Origin of the sequence: Pandoraea sp. XY-2, from assembly GCF_004193915.1 — a bacterium.
Classification (GTDB): domain Bacteria; phylum Pseudomonadota; class Gammaproteobacteria; order Burkholderiales; family Burkholderiaceae; genus Pandoraea; species Pandoraea cepalis.
In genome coordinates, this window is the sequence record NZ_CP030849.1 from 3,434,805 (window position 1) to 3,453,417 (window position 18,613).

Sequence of the window (18,613 nt, forward strand, 5' to 3'; positions counted from 1 at the left end):
GCCACCGCGCCTCGCCCGCCGGGTAACAATACATACAGGGGTATCACCGTGCAGAAAAGCAAGTCCAGCATTGCGCTGCTCAGCGCCGTCATGCTCGCCGCCGGCGCGCTCGGCGGTTGCGCCACCGAAAGCTCGCGCACCTTGCAAGTCGCCAAGGTCGAAAGTGCCAGCCGTCCCTACGTCGGGGTGCGCACACCGATCGCCGTCGGCAAGTTCGACAACCGTTCCGCGTACATGCGTGGCGTTTTTTCCGATAATGTCGACCGCCTCGGCAGTCAGGCCAAGACCATCCTGATCACCCATCTGCAGCAGACCAACCGTTTCAACGTGCTCGACCGCGACAACATGGCCGAGATTCGTCAGGAAGCCGACATCAAGAAGACCCAGCAAACGCTCAAGGGCGCCGACTACGTGATCACCGGCGACGTCGTCGAATTCGGCCGCAAGGAAGTGGGCGACAAGCAACTCTTCGGTATTCTCGGCCGGGGCCGCGAGCAAATCGCCTACGCCAAGGTCAACCTGAACGTGGTCGATATCGCCACCTCGGAAGTCGTTTTCTCGAGCGGCGGTGCAGGAGAGTTCGCGCTGTCCAATCGCGAAGTGATCGGCTTCGGCGGCACCGCGGGCTACGACTCGACGCTCAACGGCAAGGTCCTTGACCTCGCCATGCGCGAAGCCGTCAACAACCTGGTCGCAGGCATCGAGAGCGGTGCCTGGAAGCCCGGCAAGTAAACCCGAAACGCCTTAGTTGTCGCATGCGCGGCGTATCGTTCGCGATGCGCCGGGCCTCGCACGTCACGTGCAGGCGGGCGCGATGCCTTCGCCCGCCGCCTGCCTGTCAGGATCTCTATCGCCATGAATCGCAAGTTCTCGTCCGCCCGTGCCGCCGCGCTGGCCATCCTCGGTGGCACGCTGCTCACGGGCTGCGTCACGCCGCCCAAGCCTCTGTACGACTGGGAAAGCTATCAGCCGCAAGTCTACGAATACTTCAAGGGTGAATCGAAGGAAGCGCAGATCATCGCGCTCGAGCGCGATCTCGAGAAGATCAAGGCCGCCAATCGCGCCGTGCCGCCGGGCTATCACGCTCACCTGGGTCTGCTCTACGCATCGGTGGGCAAGTCCGACAAGATGGTCGAGGAATTCCAGACCGAGAAGCAATTGTTCCCCGAGTCGGCCGGTTACATCGACTTTCTCCTCAAGCACAAGACCCCGGAGGCCAAGCAATGATCGTTCGACTCTGCCAATGGATGACGGTAGCGGCGCTGGCCGCCCTCATGACCGGTTGTGCGGTTCATCAAGCCAAACCGTACGATTACACCGCGTTCAAGGAAAGCCGCCCGAAGTCGATTCTGGTGTTGCCGCCGCTGAACGACTCGCCCGACATCGATGCAACCTACAGTGTGCTCTCGCAGGTCACGGTGCCGCTGGGTGAGGCTGGCTACTATGTGATGCCCGTCGCCCTGGTTGACGAGTCGTTTCGCCAGAACGGCCTGACCGTGGCCGGCGACATCCATCAGGTCAGTCCGGCCAAGCTGCGCGAGATCTTCGGGGCCGACGCCGCGCTCTACCTCAAGATCACGCAGTACGGCACGAAGTACATGGTGCTCGACAGCGCCACGGTGGTGACGGTCTCGGCCGACCTCATCGATCTACGCAACGGTGCCAAGTTGTGGAGCGGGGTGGCCAGCGCGTCGAACAACGAGGGGAACAACAACAGCGGCGGCGGTCTGATCGGCATGCTGATCACGGCAGCGGTCAAGCAGATCGTGAACAGTGTGTCGAACGCCGGTTACACGGTCGCGGGCACCGCCAACGCACGTCTGCTGTCGGCCGGGCATGCCAATGGGCTGCTCTATGGCCCACGGTCTCCGAAGTACGGCACCGACTGAGGCCACCTCATGTGCCCCGGGACGAGGCGGTGGGTCGCTCACCGCGCGCCCCCGGGCGGCACGCGTCTGTGCAGACGCCCGCTTGTCGCCTATAGTAGTAGCGCATCATCTGGACCGATAGCGACACCGCGTCTCAATGCGGGACGATAACGTCTGACGGCACGCACGACCGATCGCGGCGCGCGTACCGTCGGCCTGCATGCGACATCGGCAGGCTTCGTCCGGGAGTCATCATGGTCCGCCGCTTCACATCCCCCGCCACGGCATTGCTTGCCACCGGCCTGCTCGCACTATCGTCGTTCGCCCACGCGGACCCGATGCATCTCTCCGATATCAAGAGTGCCAACGGTCAGCAACTCAGTGTCGACGAATTGCGTTCGCTCATGCCCGGCGCGCACATCACCCACCTCGCCAACAACGGCAGTACGCGCAAATGGATCAACGACACCAATGGGTCGCTCAATGCCACGAGCGACAACAAGGGCAGCATCGGGTCGGGTAGCCGCGCGAATCAGGTTGCTCACGCCACCGGCACGTGGTCGGTCAACGACAACGGATCGTACTGCGTGAACCTCGAATGGCGCGCGATGACCGAGAACTGGTGCCGCTTCATGTTCAAGGTCGGTGACAAGTACTACGGTGTGACCTCGCTCGCCAACGGCGCGGCGCTCGCCACCGAGTTCAGGATCGAGAAATAGACACGTTCCGCCGGGGTACGGCGAAAGCGAAGGACGAAAGGGCAGGACATTAACGACAAAGCCCGCCAAAGTGGCGGGCTTGCACTCGCCAACCCCGAAACCGCAGGGATTGGCATCCGGACTCACGGTTGGGCGCCGTCGCACGCCATCGCATGGATGACGGGGATCGCCCGTTGTGACGATTGACTTGCCTGCTTGCGCCAGCGACGACCGTTCGTCCGGAGGGACTTGCTACAAACTTGCTTAGTAACCGGCGGTTTCGAGCGCGCGGATACGTTGTTCCAGTTCAATGATGTCCTTCGACTCAGCCAGGAACGCTTCGCGACGACGACGCTCAGCCGTTTCAAACCAAGTGTTCACGACTTCAAACAGGGCGGCAACCATGATGTTTCTCCAATTCATTTAGTGTGCTGCATCGCAGCAGTGCTTCGCATTGTATAGGGTTTTCCCGTTAAGGGTTAGCCCCTATTTGCAAAAAACATCAAAAATCTGCTAGAGGCTCACTTCAAATACAGTCAATTCATGAAAATTTTATTTAAAATCATATACATATGCAGTTGTCTACGTAACGCAACACCCCGCTGCGGCATGCTGTCGCAGCGGGCGAATCAAAATTCAGGAAACAAAAAAAGCGCCGTCATTGCGGCGCGTCATAGGGGATATCGGGCGTCAGCCGGTCATGTCGGCTTCATGTGTTAGGGCTGGGGGACGTGACGGATCTGCCCCTCGCTGTCACTAACCGAGCCGCCTGCCGACGCCGGGGCATCGGTGCCGGTCGCGGCGTCTGAGGCTGTGGCCGACTGCGCCGGACCGCACGACGCTTTCGCGCTCGCGAAACGCGCCCCCTTGCCGCCCAGGTCGCCGGGAAGTTCAGCGGCAGCGATCCCCTCGAGTATCGGGCAGTCTGGACGATCATCACCGTGACAGTGCATGGCGAGATGAGAAAGCGTGTCGCGCATGGCCACCAATTCACCGATGCGCTGGTTGAGTTCATCGACATGGGTTTGCGCCAACGCCTTCACCTGCGCGCTGGTTCGGTCTCGATCCTGCCATAGTGCCAGCAGTTGACGGATTTGATCGATCCCAAAACCCAGCCGCCTCGCCTGACGAATGAAGCGAAGCAGATGCAGATCCTGCTCGCCGTATCGCCGGTAACCTGCCTCGGAGCGGGGACTCGGGGGCATCAGGCCGATACTTTCGTAGTACCGGATCATCTTGGCCGTCACGCCGCTGGCCTGCGCCGCTTGTCCGATGTTCATGGCTGCCTCACTGGGGGGAACGAGGGTTGAACGACGGGGGTGGAGGAACCGTTCATCGTCTTGTCGGCGTCCGACGGCACAAGTCGGGCGCTGATTGGTGAATGATCGGAAATCCGTGACCAGGGACGCCCGTGTAAAACCTGCGCCCCTTCGATATGAAAGCCTCGTGCGTAAATGCGGTCAAGTCGTAAAAGCGGCAATCCGCTCGGAAAACTGCGCGCCGGACGCCCCCGCGGTTCTGAAACACCTCGGTCAGCGCCAAGCGTTCCGCCAGCAACCGGTCCGCCTGATTGCTCCAGTCATTGAAGTCACCCGCGATAATCAACGGCGCATCGGCGGGAATGGCGTCGGCCACACGCTCCGTCAACATCTCGAACTGGCGACGGCGACCGCGTCCGGCCAGCGACAAATGCACACACAGGGCATGCAGCGGCTGTTTCAAACCCGGCACGGCAATCTCGCAGTGAAGCATGCCGCGCTTCTCAAAACTATAGGTTGTGATGTCGTGGTTGTCCGACCTGACGATCGGATAACGGCTCAGAATCGCATTGCCATGATGCCCCTGTTCATAGACGACATTGCGCCCATACGCGTGATCGCGCCACATGGCGCCGGCCAGAAACTCGTGCTGCGGCTGCACCGGCCAATTCCTGTGACGCACCGCATGCCCCTGATGCAGGCCCTGCACTTCCTGCAGGAAGACCAGATCCGGCGCAAGCCCTTCCAAGCCGGCACGCAGTTCGTGAACACGCAGACGGTTGAATGCGGAAAAGCCCTTGTGGATGTTGTAACTCGCAATATGGAGGCTATTCATGTTCGGCAGGATTCATTCCGCGCCGGAAGGCAGACGATATCAGTCAAATGATGCCGCTTTCGACGAATTTCAAGTCAGTTAAAAATTCAGGCACCGCATCGGGCGGTCGCCGACCGCGCGCCCCCCCTAACGAATTCATTATGCGCCGTTCGCCTTGTGCCCGGGCAAACCGCCCTCAAGCACTGGCGCTGCGGGCCTCGCCAATCTTGGCGGCAGCGCCGGCACTGACGTCTTGCGTCGCCGATGAACGCCAGCGCCGCAGCAGCAACGCGTTGCTCACTACACTCACGCTGCTGAGCGCCATCGCCGCCCCCGCAATCACCGGGCTCAAGAGCCCAAACGCCGCCAGCGGAATCCCGACCACGTTGTACGCGAACGCCCAAAAGAGGTTCTGGCGAATCTTCGACCAGGTGCGACGCGACACATCGATGGCATCGGCCACCCGCAGCGGATCGCCGCGCATGAGCGTGATGCCCGCCGTCTGCATGGCCACGTCGGTACCCGAGCCCATCGCGATGCCGACGTCGGCCGCTGCCAACGCCGGGGCGTCGTTAATGCCGTCGCCCACCATCGCTACGACCGCGCCGTCGCGCTTGAGTTGCGCGATCACCGCCGCCTTGTGCTCCGGCAGCACGTTGGCATGCACTTCGTCGAGTCCCAACGCGTCGGCGACCGCCTTGGCGCTCCCTGCGTTGTCGCCGGTCACCATCACGCAACGCACGCCCAGCGCATGCAAGCGCTCGACCGCCGGCCGCGCCGTGGCCTTGAGCGTGTCACCGAACGCCAACAGACCCAGCAAGCGCGCCGGCGCGTCGTCATTTGCGCCTTCCCCCGCAGTCTCGACCAGCCACGAGACGGTACGTCCCTCGGCCGCCAGACGCGCTGCCTCGTGAGCCAGTGCCCCTTCCGAGACCCCCAACTCCTCAAGCAACCGCGCGTTCCCCAACTGCAGCGTATGACCGTTGCGCGAGGCGCCCGCGTTCTCGACGCCCCCAACCCCCTCGCCCTCCCCAACTTCCTCGATACGTGCCCGCATCCCTCTCCCCGGCAGCGCAGCAATGTCGAATGCCGTCGGCACCGCCGAGGTCACCCCGGCTTGCGCGGCGGCGGTCGTGACCGCCTTCGCCAGCGGATGCGAACTGCCCGACTGCACCGCCGCGGCCCATCGCAGCAAGGTATCGGCACGCACCCCCATCGCCGGCAGGTGGGCCACGAGGCGCGGCTTGCCCTCGGTCAACGTGCCCGTCTTGTCGAACGCCACGACGCGGATGCGGTGCGCCAGTTCGAGCGCTTCGGCATCCTTGATCAGAATGCCCTGCCGTGCCGCCGCCCCGGTGCCCACCATGATCGCGGCAGGCGTTGCAAGACCCAGCGCACAAGGGCACGCGATGACCAGCACTGCCACCGCATTGAGCAGCGCTGTCTCCAGGCCGATGCCGAGCCCCCAGCCAACGACCAGCGTCACGACGGCGACCAGCACCACCACCGGCACGAACACCGCGGCCACCCGATCGACGGCGCGCTGGATCGGCGCCTTGCCCGCCTGCGCATCTTCGACCATGCGAATGATGCGGGCCAGCGCCGTATCGGCGCCGACCGCCGTCGTCTCCACCCGCAGCGTACCGGCGCCGTTGATCGAGCCGCCAACGACCTTGTCGCCGCCTGCTTTTTCGATCGGCAACGGTTCGCCGGTCAGCAACGACTCGTCGAGCTGGCTCGCCCCCTCGCGAATGACGCCATCGACGGGCACCCGTTCACCGGCGCGCACCACCACCCAGTCGCCGACTTTCACCTGGCCCAACGGCACCGTCACCTCGCTCGCCGCGCCCTGCGGATCGCGCAACACGCGCGCGGTCTCGGGACGCAAGGCCGCCAGCGCACGAATCGCTTCCACGGTGCGACGCTTTGCCCGCGCTTCCAGCCACTTGCCGAGCAGCACCAGCGTGATGACCACGGCCGCCGCTTCGAAATACAGGTGCGCCATGCCGTGCGCCGGGGCACGCCACCATTCGTAAAGACTCAGCCCGTAGGCGGCCGACGTGCCCAATGCCACCAGCAAATCCATATTGCCGCTACCGGCGCGCACCGCTTTGTACCCCGCCCGATAGAAGCGCGCCCCCAACCAGAACTGCACGGGTGTGGCGAGCAACCATTGCACCCACGGCGGCAGCATCAGATGAATGCCGAAGGGTTCGAGCAGCATTGGCAGCAACAACGGCAGGGACAAGACCGCCGCCACGGCAACCGGCCACCACGCCGGACCTTCGTGGGATGCGGCCGCCTGCGCGGGGTCCGTGACTGGCGACGCCTCGTATCCCGCCTGCTCCACGGCAGCGGTGAGCGCCGCCACGTCGAGCACGCCACGCACCCCGCGCACGGCGGCACGCTCCGTCGCCAGGTTCACGTTTGCCTCGACCACACCGGGCACCTGGCGAAGGGCCTTCTCCACACGCCCCACGCACGATGCGCAGGTCATGCCGCCAATCGCCAACTCGAACGATTGCTCCGCCACCCGGTATCCCGCGTCGTTGACGGCCGTCTCGACCGCGCCAAGCAGAGCCGCGGGCGTCACGCCAGGTGCAGCTTCCACGGCCGCCGTCTCGGTCGCGAGATTGACGTTGGCGCTGGCCACACCCGGCGCGCGCCGCAATGCCTTCTCGACCCGTGTCACACACGAGGCGCAGGTCATACCTTCGATACCGACCGACCAGTTCCGAATCATTTCAGGGTCTCCAGGAGCATTGTCATCGTGCGTCGAAGCATAGACCTTTCCATGAAGGGAAGGTCAAGCCGCCAGCGTCAATCTGCCGCACGCCTTGCCATGCCAGTCTCGTCATTTATTACGATAGCGCGCCCGGAACCACTCGGGTTTGGGCTGCGTCTGGGCGATCCAGCGAATACACTGAAAATAGCGCTTGAGCTTCCTGTCGTAGGAAGGTCTATTATCGATTTGTCTGATCACCGTCACCGAAACCGCTTTCAAGGAGTGCAACATGCAAGTGCAAGTCGAAGGGATGAGCTGCGGTCATTGCGTCAAAGCCGTCACGCGTGCGATCACCGAGCGCGATCCCGCCGCCAAGGTCAATGTGGATCTGGACTCGGGTCGCGTCGATGTCGAAAGCCGACTCTCGCCCACTGAGGTCAGCGCCGCCATCGGCGACGCCGGCTATACCGTCAAGGGCACCCACGCCTGAGCATCACCCGGCACGTCCGACGTCGCGCAACGCTCACGTCGGCGGCCGGCGCGACATCCGCGCCGGCCCTCCTCCCGAGCCGACGTCGACCCAATCACCCACCATCATTCCCACGTGCGCGGCGCAGTCTTCCCTGCAGCGCCGCAACACCCTGTGCTACGCTCTCTCTCGCCGACTACGCAACCACGCCACGCGATCAGTGACCGCGAGGTGCGCTGCGTGCGGCATACACGTCTTCAGGGCGGGGTGAAAGTCCCCACCGGCGGTATGTGACGCCGCGCAGTGCAAGCTGCGTGTGTCATGAGCCCGCGAGCGCCTGCCACCGTCGCTTACGTGACACTGGCAGGGTCAGCAGATCTGGTGCAAGGCCAGAGCCGACGGTCATAGTCCGGATGAGAGAAGATGCGTCGATACCCGCGCGCCATGGGACGCCGTTCCATGGAGGCGTCCGTTCGCATGCCCCGAAAACGTTTTTCGCCCGATTGATTTACGCGAGGAGCGTTTCATGTCCGTTACCCAAAGCACCACTCAAGCCGTATCGCAAGCCGTTACATCCACAGCGCACAGGGCCGATGCGCCCCGCACAACCGACGATCTGCATGCCTACCCGGCGTTCGCCAACCTGGCATCGGTCGACGTCCGTCTGCCAGCCGCGCTCGACGCCATGCGCGAAGGCCGTCCGGTCATTCTGATGGACGACCTGGACCGCGAGAACGAGGCCGATCTGATCGTCGCCGCCGAGAAAATCACGCCGGCCACCATGGCCATGCTGATCCGCGAATGCAGCGGCATCGTGTGCCTGTGTCTGCCTGACGAGACATTGCGCCGTCTCGATCTGCCGCCGATGGTCGAGCAGAATCAGAGCCGCCATGGCACGGCCTTCACCGTGACAATCGAGGCGCGTCAGGGCGTGAGCACCGGCGTGAGCGCCGCCGACCGCGTGACCACGATTCGCGCCGCCATCGCCGACGATGCCCAGCCCGCCGACCTGTCCCGCCCGGGCCATGTCTTCCCCCTGCGTGCACAGCCGGGCGGCGTGCTGACGCGTCGCGGTCACACGGAGGGCTCGGTCGATCTGGCGGTGCTTGCCGGTCTGAAACCTGCCGCCGTGCTGTGCGAATTGATGAATCCAGATGGCACGATGACGCGCGGCGCCGACATCGAGCGCTTTGCCGAGCAACATGGCCTGCCGATCCTGACCATCGACGAATTGGCCCAGTATCGTCGCAGCCGCGCCCAAGCGGCCTGAGCCGGCGGCGCGGCCAGCGCCCTCCTTCCGAGGTACCGGCGACAACCCGAATCGCGGCGACGGCGAGAGCCACCGTTGCCGTGATTCGGTCTCGACGCTTCCCTCTAACGCCGAAACCCCCGGGGCGCACCGCGACTTTTATAATCTCGCGCCATCGCTTGCCTGATAAAAGTTACGAGGAAAACGCCATGAATACCCGACCGGATGCCGCCGCCGTACTGGCGCAATGGGAAGCCGACGAAGCCGCCGTGCGTGAACGGCTCACACGTAGCGGTCCGCTACGCTACGGCGTGGCAACGCCGTCCGAAGTGATCGGCCTGTCGGGCACGGAAATATTTGAAGCGATGTTCGACGGCAGGCTGCCGCTGCCGCCGATCAGCGAGACACTGGGCTTCATCGCCATCGAAGCCGCGAACGGCCGCGCGGTCTTTCAGGGCCGCCCGGCGTTGCCCTATTACAACCCGCTCGGTGCCATACACGGCGGCTGGTTCGCCACGCTGCTCGACTCCGCGCTCGCCTGCGCGGTGCACTCCACGCTACCCGCGGGACGCAGCTACACCACGCTCGAACTCAAGACCAATATGTTGCGCGCCCTCACGCGCGACGTGCCTTGCGTGCGTGCGGAAGGCGAAGTCATCCAGGTCGGGCGTCAGGTCGGCATCGCCGAGGGCCGCATCGTCGGTCCGGATGGGACCCTGTATGCGCACGCCACGACGACGTGCCTGATCTTCGACTTGCCGCCGCGCAAGTCATAAGGGCAGCGACGCGCCATGAAAAAGCCCGCCGGGGAAGCAAATCCACCGGCGGGCTTTTGTGCCGCTGCGCGCCGTCGTCAGGACGTCGCCACGGCTCGCGCGTCGATCAATGCGGGGAGCCGCCGCCCTGCTCGCTATCGGGCTGGTGTTCCAGCGTCTCCTTGAGTGCGATCTGCAGCTTGGCGTGCATGCGCACGAACCAGCTCCGCATGACGATCGCCAGCACCACCGTTCCCGCCACGATCAGCACGACCATCTCCGTGGACGGCAGGATACTCGCCGACAAGGCCGCCACCAGCAGGATCACCCCGACCATGGCGGCAATCGGCAGAATCTCGGCCACCACGCGGCGTACCTGGTATGTGTAGCGTCCGGTCAGGCTCGGCGGCACCGACAACTCCACAAGCAGGAGCGAGAGCGACTTGAGCTTGCGGTACACCGCGATCAGGAACGGCAGCGACAGCACGAGTGCCACGCCCCACACCACAGCACTTTGCAGGCTCGGGTCGCGCACCCACGGCGACATCAGCGCCGCCAAACGCCGATAGAAGAAGGCGCCGCCGAGGAAAATCGTCACCACGAGCGCAAGATTGATCGCCACGCTCATCACGATGCGACGCACGATGCCGACGAGCGCCGCGCTATCGCCCGTCAGATGAATGCTCTGCAACCACTGCGTGTACTGACGCAGCACGTATGACAGACGCCCGGGCATCATGCGGCCGAGCCATCCGGTGAACGGATCGGCGCTCTTGATCAGGTACGGCGTGAGCAGTGTCGTAATGACCGAGACGGCGACCGCAATCGGGTACAGGAAGTCGCTCGTCACCTTGAGCGACAACCCAAGCGACGCAATGATGAACGAGAACTCGCCAATTTGCGACAGCCCCATGCCCACGCGCATCGACGTCCGGCCGTCCTGCCCCGAAAGGTACGCCCCCAGTCCGCACGAGACGATCTTGCCGATCACAACGGCGAGGGTGATCACGAGAATCGGCCAGATGTAGGTCGCCAGCACGTGCGGATCGAGCAGCAGCCCGATCGTGACGAAGAACACGGCGCTGAACATGTCGCGCAGCGGTGCAACCAAGCGCTCGATGGTATGCAGCTCTCGCGCCTCGGCCATGATCGCGCCGATCAGGAACGCGCCGAGCGCCACGCTGTAACCCATCTGGATCACCAGCAGGCAGAAGCCGAAGCACAGGCCGAGCACGACGACCAGCAGCATCTCGTCGCTCTTGAATTTCGCCACGTACGCGAGAATGCGCGGCACGAGCAGAATGCCCACGACAAGCGACACCACCATGAACAGCAGCAGCTTGCCCAGCGTAAAGGTGGCCTCGCCGGCGTCGACCGAGCCGCTGATGGCAATGCCCGAGAGCAGCGCGATCATGCCGATGGCGAGCACGTCTTCCACGATCAGCACGCCGAAAATGAGCTGGGCGAATCGCTCCCGCTTCATGCCGAGTTCGTCGAGCGCCTTGACGATGATGGTGGTCGACGAGACGGCGAGCATCGCGCCAAGGAAAATCGAGTCCATCGCCTTCCAACCGAAGAAGCGGCCGATCTCGTAGCCGAGCCAGAGCATCAGCACAATCTCGGTGATCGCCGCCACGAATGCCGTCACGCCCACTCGCGCGAGCTTGCGCAAGCTGAACTCCAGCCCCAGCGAAAACATCAGGAATACGACACCGAGTTCGGCCAGGATGCCGATCGTCTTCTCGTCATGTATCAGCGCAAACGGCGGGGTATACGGGCCAATGATCACGCCCGCCACGATATAGCCGAGCACGACCGGCTGCCGGAACCGGTTGAAGATGACCGTCACGATGCCTGCCAGCAGCATGATGACGGCCAGGTCCTGAATGAAGTCGATGGCGTGATGCATCCGATACGTTCTCCCCGCGGCGCGTTGCGCCGATTTTGCTGTTTTTGATGTCACGCCAGCCGCTCACCGCTTCCCTGACGGGCCGCCGCGACGATGCAGAACGTGATGCTTGATGAAGGTGGGAAGCCGGCTGTGTGCTGCCGACTTGATTGACGTTGCGCTCGTTCGCCCGGTTGTCACTCGGGCATTGGCCGCCGGGCCGCTGCGCCGCCGATCCCCCTGAGGGGTTTCGGCCTCCGCGACCGTTTCGGCAAAAATCAGACGAATATCCGACCCGAATATCCAACCCAATACCGACGCCGATTCAATATACGCGATGGGCGAACACGCGCGCAACCCAGGATTGACGGGGCTTTTCATAAAAAATTCCCGATATTCGTCGCGCACGACGAAATTTTTCCGCTTGCTTTTTGTCTTCCGACCTTGTGAAATATCACACAAATATCAATAGAATTTTACAGGAGTGGTCACGTATGCGTTCCCATCTGTCCTTCAGGGTGTCCGGCGACGGCCCCCATCCGTGCGTCGACGTGTCCGTCGACACGTTGATCATCGCCGGCTGGGCCGGGCGCGATCGCCACGCCGTTGAGCACCACATTGCCGAGTTGGCCGCATTGGGCGTGCGCCGCCCGTCGAGCACACCGTGCTTCTACCGACTTGCGCCCGCGTTGCTCGCGCAAGATGACACCATCGACGTCGTCGGCCAGACGAGCAGCGGCGAAGCCGAATGCGTGCTCGTGCGCCACGGAGGCGATTTGCTCGTGAGCGTCGGCTCGGATCACACCGACCGCGAAGTCGAAGCCTATGGCGTGACCGTCTCGAAGCAGATCTGCGCGAAGCCGGTGGCACGCGACGCGTGGCGCTTTGCCGATGTCGCCGCGCACTGGGATCAGCTGATGCTGCGCTCCTGGGTGACGTGCGACGGCGCACGGCGCCTTTATCAGGAAGGAACCGTGTCCAGCCTGCTCTCGCCGCAGGATCTGATGGAAAAGCTCGGGTCAGACGGCCTGCCGGCGGGCACCGCCATGTTCTGTGGCACACTCGCTGCCATCGGCGGCGTGGCCGGCGGCGAGCAGTTCGAAATCGAACTGCATGACCCGGTGCTCGGCCGCACGATCCGGCACCGCTACGCCACGCAGGCGCTGGCGATTGCCGACTGAAGCCGATTAGCGCTGATTGAGGCCGACCGGAGTCCACCGAAGCGCCGAGCGCCATCGATTCCGGCCGACCGAACCGACCTGCCCGATGCCCAACGACACCCAAGACGACACCCTGCTCGCGCCCCGCATGACTGCCTCCGATGCCTCCGATGCCTCCGCTATCTCGGATGTGGCCGCTATCTCGGATGTGGCCGCTACCGCCGCACCGCAGGCCGCCGCCGATGGCCGCAGCCTGACCGAGCGCGCGTACGACGCGATCAAGCACGACATCATCACGCTGCGTCTACGCCCGGGCGAGACGCTCAACGAAGCGCAGTTGATGCAGTCGACGGGACTCGGACGCACCCCGGTGCATCAGGCGATGCACCGCCTTGCCCTCGAAGGGTGGGTGGTGATCCTGCCGCGCAAGGGGGCGATGGTCGCGCCGGTCTCGCTCAACGATGCGCTCGAGATCATCGACGTGCGCATGATCAACGAGACGTATTGCGCGGCGCTGGCCGCGCGCGCCGCCACGCCGGACGACCTCGCCGTCATCGAAGCCGTGCTGGCACGGTCTCAGGCGGCCATCGCAGCACGCGACGTAGCGGCGATGATGCGCATCGACCGCGACTTCCATCTGGCCATCTCGCGCGCCTCGCGCAACCAGACGCTCGCCGAGCTTCTGCGCGGCCTGCACGAGCGCTCGCTGCGTTTCTGGTTTCTCGCCCTGTCGACGCCCAGCCATCTGGAAGACGTCTACGAGGAGCACCTCGAACTATTTGAAGCGCTTGCCGCGCACGATGCCGAACGCGCCCGCCGGGCCATCGCCCGGCATATCGAAGAATTCCGCACCCATATCCTGAAAGCGATCTGACCATGAGCACCGACGCCATCGATCTTCAACGCCCCCTGTCCGATCTCGCCGCCGCGCTCGACGCCGGGCGCACCAGCAGCCGCGCACTGACCGAGCAGGCGCTCGCGCGCATCGCCGATCCGGCGGGTCAGGGCAACGTCGTCTTCACGCAAGTCGATGCACAGGCCGCGCGCAGCGCCGCCGACGGCCTCGACGCCCTGCGCCGGGCCGGTGCACGTCTGTCGCCGCTGATGGGCGTTCCCGTGTCGGTGAAGGATTTGTTCGACGTGGCGGGACAAGTCACGCGCGCAGGGTCCAAAGTCCTGTCGGACGCCGCCCCGGCCAAGCACGACGCCCTCGCCGTGGCGCGTCTGCGTCAGGCCGGCGCCGTCATCATCGGCCGCACCAACATGACCGAATTCGCTTTTTCCGGCCTCGGCCTGAACCCGCATTACGGCACGCCGCGCTCGCCGTGGCAGCGTCAGGCCGGGCACATCGCCGGGGGATCGTCGTCGGGCGCGGCCGCGTCGGTGGCCGATGGCATGGCCGCGGTCGGACTCGGCACCGATACGGGCGGATCGATCCGCATTCCCGCGGCCTTCTGCGGCTTGACCGGCTTCAAGCCGACCGCCACGCGCACGCCGCGCGAAGGTGCCCTGCCGCTGTCGACGTCTCTGGACTCCGTCGGTCCCATCGGCCGCTCGGTCGATTGCTGCGCCTGGGTCGATGCGATCCTCTCAGGCCATGCGGTCGTCGACACGCTGCCGGCACCACGCAGCGTTCGCGGCATGCGCTTGGGCGTCTTGACGAACTTCGTGCTGGACGGCGCGGAACCCGCCGCCATCGCCATCTACGAGCGCGCGCTCGCCACGCTCGCCAAGGCGGGAGCGACGCTGGTGGAATTCCAATTCACGCCGTTCGAACAGTTGCCCACCATCAACCGCTTCGGCTTTTCTCCCATCGAGGCCTATGCGTGGCATCGCAGGCTGCTGGCCGAGCGTGCGCAGGACTACGATCCGCGTGTGCTGGTGCGCATCCGAAAGGGAGAACCGGCCAGCGCCGCCGACTATATCGACCTGCTGAACGCGCGCGCCGCGCTCATCGCGGCGGCGACCCCTGTCTGGCAGGGCTTCGACGCGGTGCTGTGCCCGACCGTGCCACTCACGCCTCCGGCCATCGCACCGCTCGAGGCGAACGACGACACGTTCACGGCCACCAACGCGCTGGTGCTGCGCAACCCGACGGCCATCAACATGATCGACGGTTGCGCGTTCTCGCTGCCGTGCCAGGCCGAAGGCGAAGCGCCCATCGGCCTGATGGTCAGCGCCGCGGGGGCGACGACGCCCGCCTGTTCCCGGTCGGGCGCGCCATTGAGCATGCCCTGCGCTCGGCGGGCTTGGGCGGATGATGTCGACCGCGCGGGCGGCGGCATCGCTCGCGCTGCGTCGCAACACGGGGCCATGAACGCTGGTGCAGCGCGCGCAAACGTCTGATTTTCTGACAGAAAGTTCCGTAATTTTTCGACTCACGCAGGCCTCGGGCAGGGGTTACAATGCCTGCCCAAGTGCCTGCTGCCCGGCGTCATGCGGGGTTGAGCGGGATTCGTGATGGCCCACCGCCCGAAGTGAAATGAACGCTCAAATCGACCCGGCCCTGCGCCGCGAACGCCTGCGGTACCTCCTGCTCACCGTCGTCTGTCTCGCCCTGCTGGGCGGCGCGCTGTACTTCCAATACGTGCGTCACGAAGACCCTTGCCCGCTGTGCATTCTGGCGCGTTACGCGCTTGTGCTGATCGCGATCTTCGGGCTGGCCGGCGCGGTCTCGCGTGGCTGGGCGGGTATTCAGTTCGCACGTGTGCTCGCCGCCTTGTCGGCGATCGGCGGCATGGCGGCGTCGGGGTATCTGATCTATGTGCAGGCCAATCCGCTGGTGAGCTGCGGGTACGACGTGGTCGAGGCATTCGTCGATGCGTTGCCGACGTCGCGCCTGCTGCCGCAAGTCTTCCAGGTTCAGGGGATGTGTCAGACGATGTACCCGCCCATCCTCGGTCTCACCCTGCCGATGTGGTCGCTCGCCGCGTTTGTCGTGATCTTCCTCTCGCTGGTGTTGCATCGTCCGCGTCGCGCAATTTCGCTGCGCTGAGCGTCAAGCCTCTCCCGGGCCGCCTGCCTCCGGGCGGCGGCCTCGTCTCACCGCCCCGTTAGACGTCCGGCCGTTCGAACGTCCGTCCCCCGCCATCAAGGTCGCGCCAGCACGGGCGCCGGCGTCCCGCCGCCGTTCGCGGCATCGAGCTCCGTTGCCACCTCCGCCACGCGCCGGCGCAGCCACGTCACCTCCGGTGCGGCATGCGTGCGCTCGTGCCATAGCTGATAGAAGCGCATCGGCGGAAAGGCAAAGGGCGACGGCAACACGCGAATCGGCAGATAGCGGGCATAGTGCTGCGCAAACTGCCGCCCGGTTGTGAACACCAGATCGGTGCGCATCAGCACGTACGGCACGAGTCCGAAGTACGGCATCGTCATCTGGATATTGCGGCGCAGGCCCTGCTCGGCCAGACATCCGTCGATAAAACTCTGGCGCTCAGCCACGTAAGGCGTCGGTGCCAGATGCGGCAATTCCAGATAATGCTTAAGCGAAATGCCCTTGTTCGCGAGCGGATGCTGCGCGCCCAACATGCAAACCACTTCGTCGTCGAACAGCCGGGACATGTGCAGTTGCGGCGGCGGCTCCAGCCAATTGCCGATCACCACGTCGAGCGAACCGTTCTCCAACGCGCCCGCGTAGTCGAAGGCGGAGTTGATCGGCTGCACGTGCAGCCGCGCCGAGGGGGCGTCACGGCGCAGCATTTCGGCGATGTTGGGCAGGAAGACGGCGTCCAGGTAATCGGGGGCACCGAGGCGAAACGCCCGCGTGGTGGTCTGAGGCGCGAATTCCGTAGCAGGATGGGTGATGCGCTCGATGGCGGCGAGCGCGTCGGTGGCGTAGCCCAGCAACTCCCGGCCACGCTCGGTCGCCACCATGCCGCTCTTGCCGCGCACCAGGATGGCGTCGCCCGTGATCTCGCGCAGGCGGCGCAGCGAGTTGCTGATGGCCGGCTGCGACTGGCCGAGCTTGAGCGCAGCGCGTGAGACACTCTGCTCGGTGAGCAGTGTGTGCAGTACCCGCAGCAGGTACGCGTCGATCTGTTCGCGGGGTCTTTGCATGGGGCGGGCGCGCTCTGCGAGGCTTGGGGTCGAGCCATAGTTTATGACAATGCCACGTCATCGGGGCGACCGAATAGCCATCATCATGGCCGCGAAATATTTACCCCCGCCGCCGGTGCTATCTTCGGCTCATTCCCACGCCGGCCATGTCCCGGCGCGCCCGCAATCCCACTGCACTACACTGAGAACCATGGAGACACAAGCCATCCGCTTCTATTACCGCGGCAAGGTGCACGAGGTCACTGGCGAAGCCACGACCCGTACCGTGCTTCAGTACACGCGCGAAGACCTGCACTGCACCGGCACCAAGGAAGGGTGCGCCGAGGGCGACTGCGGCGCCTGCACCGTCGTGATCGGCGAACTGGCCGACGATGGCAACGTGGCGCTGCGCGCGGTCAACGCCTGCATCCAGTTCCTGCCCACACTCGACGGCCGCGCGCTCTTCACGGTCGAGGATCTGCGCGCGCCCAACGGCGCGCTGCATCCGGTGCAGCAGGCGCTGGTGGACTGCCACGCCTCGCAATGCGGCTTCTGCACGCCGGGCTTCGTGATGTCGCTGTGGGCCATGTACGTGAACCGCCCCGAGCAGGCCGGATGCCCGACCCGCCGCGAGATCGACGACGTGCTCTCCGGCAATCTGTGCCGCTGCACCGGCTATCGTCCGATCGTCGACGCCGCCCAGCAGATGTTCGACCTGCCGCGCCAGGAATTCGACCGCGCGGCGCTGGCCAAGCAGCTCCAGGCATTGCAGCGCGACGACACACTGTCGTATTCGCACGACGGCCAGGTCTTCCACGCCCCGCGCACGCTGGCCGAGATGGGCCGCCTGCGCGCCGCGTACCCGGACGCGCGCCTTCTGGCCGGCAGCACCGACGTCGGTCTGTGGGTCACCAAGCAATTCCGCGAGTTGAAGCACCTGATCTATATCGGACAGGTGGCGGAACTGCGCGAGATTTCGGAGGGTCCGAACGGCCTCTACATCGGTGCGGGGGCGCTGCTCAACGATGCGTTCGATGCGCTCATCACCCACTATCCGGATCTGGCCGAGCTGCGTCAGCGCTTCGCCTCGTTCCCGATCCGCAACGCCGGAACGCTGGGCGGCAACGTCGCGAACGGCTCGCCCATCGGCGATTCGATGCCCGCGTTGATCGTGCTCGGCACGCGCATCGTGCTGCATCGCGACGGGGTCGTGCGTGAAATGCCGCTCGAAGACTTTTACGTCGCTTATCAGAAGAACGCGCTCGAAGCGGGCGAATTCGTGCAGGGCATCCGCGTACCGCTGCCGGGGCGGCCCAGCGCTTTCGCACCTACAAGCTGGCCAAACGTTTCGATCAGGACATCTCGGCGGTGTGCGCGGCCTTCGCGGTCGAACTCGACGGCGAGATCGTGCGCTCGGCTCGCGTGGCCTTCGGCGGCATGGCGGCCACGCCCAAGCGCGGCAGCGCCATCGAAGCGGCCCTGATCCACCAGCCCTGGACCGACGCCACCGTGCGCGCTGCGATGGCGGCCTTGCCCGCTGACTACCAGCCGCTCTCGGACATGCGCGCGACCCGCGCCTACCGGCTCGCCGGCGCGCAGAATCTGCTGTATCGTTTTTTCCTGGAGACGCGCCTCGATGCGCCGCTTGCGGCACACGAAGTCAACGCGTTCGCCAACGTCTAACCGGAGTTGC

The 18,613-nt window shown here is 64.8% G+C and carries 16 protein-coding genes, 3 pseudogenes and 1 riboswitch; of the genes and pseudogenes, 12 read left to right on the forward strand and 7 right to left on the reverse strand.

Annotated features, from left to right (window positions below; all coding sequences use genetic code 11):
• Positions 1-90: 90 nt before the first annotated feature.
• The 4 genes from DRB87_RS15445 (at position 91) to DRB87_RS15460 (ending at position 2,587) form a co-directional block, all read left to right on the forward strand.
• The gene (locus DRB87_RS15445) at positions 91-732 is read left to right on the forward strand and encodes a CsgG/HfaB family protein (RefSeq protein ID WP_130027897.1); all 642 of its coding nucleotides are present in this window, start codon (positions 91-93) and stop codon (positions 730-732) included.
• Positions 733-855: 123 nt separating this feature from the next.
• Positions 856-1,227: a DUF4810 domain-containing protein gene (locus DRB87_RS15450; RefSeq protein WP_130026528.1), complete on the forward strand. Its 372-nt coding sequence runs from the start codon at positions 856-858 to the stop codon at positions 1,225-1,227.
• On the forward strand, positions 1,224-1,889 hold the full coding sequence (locus DRB87_RS15455; RefSeq protein WP_130026529.1) for a DUF799 domain-containing protein: 666 nt from the start codon (positions 1,224-1,226) through the stop codon (positions 1,887-1,889). Before DRB87_RS15450 ends, DRB87_RS15455 begins: the two co-directional genes overlap by 4 nt.
• Before the next feature lie 233 nt (positions 1,890-2,122).
• Entirely contained in the window at positions 2,123-2,587 is a 465-nt protein-coding gene (locus tag DRB87_RS15460) for a DUF995 domain-containing protein (protein WP_130026530.1), read from the forward strand.
• Positions 2,588-2,830: 243 nt separating this feature from the next.
• Here the strand turns inward: DRB87_RS15460 and DRB87_RS15465 are convergent, their stop codons facing one another.
• From DRB87_RS15465 to DRB87_RS15480, 4 genes and pseudogenes are all read right to left on the reverse strand, one after another.
• Complete coding sequence (locus DRB87_RS15465) at positions 2,831-2,971, reverse strand: DUF3563 family protein (protein ID WP_017234185.1); 141 nt, start codon at positions 2,969-2,971, stop codon at positions 2,831-2,833.
• Positions 2,972-3,456: 485 nt separating this feature from the next.
• Positions 3,457-3,846: pseudogene (gene cueR, locus DRB87_RS15470) on the reverse strand (Cu(I)-responsive transcriptional regulator); the annotation flags it as partial.
• 52 nt (positions 3,847-3,898) lie between these two features.
• A complete protein-coding gene (locus tag DRB87_RS15475; RefSeq protein WP_370363097.1) occupies positions 3,899-4,660 on the reverse strand; it encodes an endonuclease/exonuclease/phosphatase family protein in 762 nt (253 codons plus the stop codon).
• Between the two features lie 175 nt (positions 4,661-4,835).
• Positions 4,836-7,382, reverse strand: a complete 2,547-nt coding sequence (locus tag DRB87_RS15480; RefSeq protein WP_130026532.1) for a heavy metal translocating P-type ATPase — start codon at positions 7,380-7,382, stop codon at positions 4,836-4,838.
• A gap of 271 nt (positions 7,383-7,653) precedes the next feature.
• On the opposite strand from DRB87_RS15480, the gene DRB87_RS15485 reads away from it, so the two are divergent.
• The 3 genes from DRB87_RS15485 to DRB87_RS15495 all read left to right on the forward strand — a co-directional run bounded on the left by DRB87_RS15485 (position 7,654) and on the right by DRB87_RS15495 (position 9,858).
• Positions 7,654-7,854: a heavy-metal-associated domain-containing protein gene (locus DRB87_RS15485; protein ID WP_130026533.1), complete on the forward strand. Its 201-nt coding sequence runs from the start codon at positions 7,654-7,656 to the stop codon at positions 7,852-7,854.
• A 228-nt stretch (positions 7,855-8,082) separates the two neighbouring features.
• A riboswitch (FMN riboswitch) is annotated at positions 8,083-8,262 on the forward strand.
• Positions 8,263-8,359: 97 nt separating this feature from the next.
• On the forward strand, positions 8,360-9,103 hold the full coding sequence (gene ribB, locus DRB87_RS15490; protein WP_130026534.1) for a 3,4-dihydroxy-2-butanone-4-phosphate synthase: 744 nt from the start codon (positions 8,360-8,362) through the stop codon (positions 9,101-9,103).
• Between the two features lie 188 nt (positions 9,104-9,291).
• Positions 9,292-9,858, forward strand: coding sequence for a PaaI family thioesterase (locus DRB87_RS15495; RefSeq protein WP_130026535.1), 567 nt, complete (start codon positions 9,292-9,294; stop codon positions 9,856-9,858).
• 106 nt (positions 9,859-9,964) lie between these two features.
• Here DRB87_RS15495 and DRB87_RS15500 read toward each other — a convergent pair whose 3' ends face one another.
• Together DRB87_RS15500 and DRB87_RS15505 are read right to left on the reverse strand one after the other, a co-directional pair.
• Positions 9,965-11,746: a cation:proton antiporter gene (locus tag DRB87_RS15500; protein WP_130026536.1), complete on the reverse strand. Its 1,782-nt coding sequence runs from the start codon at positions 11,744-11,746 to the stop codon at positions 9,965-9,967.
• 63 nt (positions 11,747-11,809) lie between these two features.
• A complete protein-coding gene (locus DRB87_RS15505; protein WP_130026537.1) occupies positions 11,810-12,133 on the reverse strand; it encodes a hypothetical protein in 324 nt (107 codons plus the stop codon).
• A gap of 86 nt (positions 12,134-12,219) precedes the next feature.
• On the opposite strand from DRB87_RS15505, the gene DRB87_RS15510 reads away from it, so the two are divergent.
• From DRB87_RS15510 to DRB87_RS15525, 4 genes and pseudogenes are all read left to right on the forward strand, one after another.
• Positions 12,220-12,906, forward strand: a complete 687-nt coding sequence (locus tag DRB87_RS15510; protein WP_130026538.1) for a DUF2848 domain-containing protein — start codon at positions 12,220-12,222, stop codon at positions 12,904-12,906.
• Between the two features lie 85 nt (positions 12,907-12,991).
• Positions 12,992-13,759: a GntR family transcriptional regulator gene (locus DRB87_RS15515; protein ID WP_240756014.1), complete on the forward strand. Its 768-nt coding sequence runs from the start codon at positions 12,992-12,994 to the stop codon at positions 13,757-13,759.
• A 2-nt stretch (positions 13,760-13,761) separates the two neighbouring features.
• Positions 13,762-15,146, forward strand: a pseudogene (locus tag DRB87_RS15520) (amidase).
• Between the two features lie 221 nt (positions 15,147-15,367).
• Entirely contained in the window at positions 15,368-15,880 is a 513-nt protein-coding gene (locus tag DRB87_RS15525; protein ID WP_130026540.1) for a disulfide bond formation protein B, read from the forward strand.
• A gap of 95 nt (positions 15,881-15,975) precedes the next feature.
• On the opposite strand, the gene DRB87_RS15530 is transcribed toward DRB87_RS15525, so the two are convergent.
• The gene (locus tag DRB87_RS15530) at positions 15,976-16,941 is read right to left on the reverse strand and encodes a LysR substrate-binding domain-containing protein (protein ID WP_130026541.1); all 966 of its coding nucleotides are present in this window, start codon (positions 16,939-16,941) and stop codon (positions 15,976-15,978) included.
• A gap of 190 nt (positions 16,942-17,131) precedes the next feature.
• Here DRB87_RS15530 and xdhA point away from each other — a divergent pair.
• Positions 17,132-18,603 (forward strand): annotated as a pseudogene (xdhA, locus tag DRB87_RS15535) (xanthine dehydrogenase small subunit).
• The last annotated feature ends 10 nt before the right edge of the window (positions 18,604-18,613 follow it).

Coding starts and splice junctions, on each gene's coding strand:
- DRB87_RS15460 (WP_130026530.1), top strand. CDS start 2,123: ATGGTCCGCCGCTTCACATCCCCCGCCACGGCATTGCTTGCCACCGGC.
- DRB87_RS15450 (WP_130026528.1), top strand. CDS start 856: ATGAATCGCAAGTTCTCGTCCGCCCGTGCCGCCGCGCTGGCCATCCTC.
- DRB87_RS15475 (WP_370363097.1), bottom strand. CDS start 4,660: ATGAATAGCCTCCATATTGCGAGTTACAACATCCACAAGGGCTTTTCC.
- DRB87_RS15525 (WP_130026540.1), top strand. CDS start 15,368: ATGAACGCTCAAATCGACCCGGCCCTGCGCCGCGAACGCCTGCGGTAC.
- DRB87_RS15495 (WP_130026535.1), top strand. CDS start 9,292: ATGAATACCCGACCGGATGCCGCCGCCGTACTGGCGCAATGGGAAGCC.
- DRB87_RS15480 (WP_130026532.1), bottom strand. CDS start 7,382: ATGATTCGGAACTGGTCGGTCGGTATCGAAGGTATGACCTGCGCCTCG.
- DRB87_RS15485 (WP_130026533.1), top strand. CDS start 7,654: ATGCAAGTGCAAGTCGAAGGGATGAGCTGCGGTCATTGCGTCAAAGCC.
- DRB87_RS15445 (WP_130027897.1), top strand. CDS start 91: ATGCTCGCCGCCGGCGCGCTCGGCGGTTGCGCCACCGAAAGCTCGCGC.
- DRB87_RS15465 (WP_017234185.1), bottom strand. CDS start 2,971: ATGGTTGCCGCCCTGTTTGAAGTCGTGAACACTTGGTTTGAAACGGCT.
- DRB87_RS15530 (WP_130026541.1), bottom strand. CDS start 16,941: ATGCAAAGACCCCGCGAACAGATCGACGCGTACCTGCTGCGGGTACTG.
- DRB87_RS15510 (WP_130026538.1), top strand. CDS start 12,220: ATGCGTTCCCATCTGTCCTTCAGGGTGTCCGGCGACGGCCCCCATCCG.
- DRB87_RS15515 (WP_240756014.1), top strand. CDS start 12,992: ATGCCCAACGACACCCAAGACGACACCCTGCTCGCGCCCCGCATGACT.
- ribB (WP_130026534.1), top strand. CDS start 8,360: ATGTCCGTTACCCAAAGCACCACTCAAGCCGTATCGCAAGCCGTTACA.
- DRB87_RS15500 (WP_130026536.1), bottom strand. CDS start 11,746: ATGCATCACGCCATCGACTTCATTCAGGACCTGGCCGTCATCATGCTG.
- DRB87_RS15455 (WP_130026529.1), top strand. CDS start 1,224: ATGATCGTTCGACTCTGCCAATGGATGACGGTAGCGGCGCTGGCCGCC.